The organism is Vibrio sp. 1288 (assembly GCF_033344475.1).
Genome location: NZ_JAWPOX010000907.1, coordinates 1 through 570, shown reverse-complemented (window position 1 = coordinate 570; position 570 = coordinate 1). Strand labels below are relative to the sequence as shown.

1 protein-coding gene is annotated in these 570 nt (G+C 50.4%); it reads left to right on the top strand.

Annotated elements, in window-relative coordinates:
- Window positions 1-570, top strand: a 570-nt coding sequence (gene glnL, locus R8O11_RS30020; protein ID WP_318195235.1) for a nitrogen regulation protein NR(II), incomplete at both ends; no start/stop codon positions are given.

Here is a 570-nt window from a genome sequence, read left to right as displayed (position 1 = left end):
TGCCATACTCAACAACATGGTCACAGCAACACTGATTCTTGATGATGGATTGGCCATCCGCTATGCCAATCCAGCCGCTGAGCTGTTGTTTTCGCAAAGCGCTAAGCGCATTGTCGAACAATCGCTTTCTCAACTGATTCAGCATGCATCGTTTGACTTGGCCTTACTGACTCAGCCATTGCAAAGTGGCCAAAGCATTACCGACAGTGACGTGACGTTTGTCGTCGATGGTCGTCCGCTAATGCTGGAAGTCACGGTAAGTCCAATCACTTGGCAACGACAGCTCATGCTGTTGGTTGAAATGCGCAAAATAGATCAACAACGACGCCTCACTCAAGAGCTCAACCAGCACGCCCAGCAACAAGCCGCCAAACTGCTCGTGCGCGGTTTAGCTCATGAGATCAAAAATCCACTTGGCGGATTACGCGGTGCGGCGCAGCTGCTGGAAAAAATGTTGCCCGATCCATCGTTAACCGAATACACCCACATCATTATCGAACAAGCCGATCGACTAAGAGCGTTAGTCGATCGCCTACTTGGCCCACAGAAACCGGGCAAAAAGACACAAGA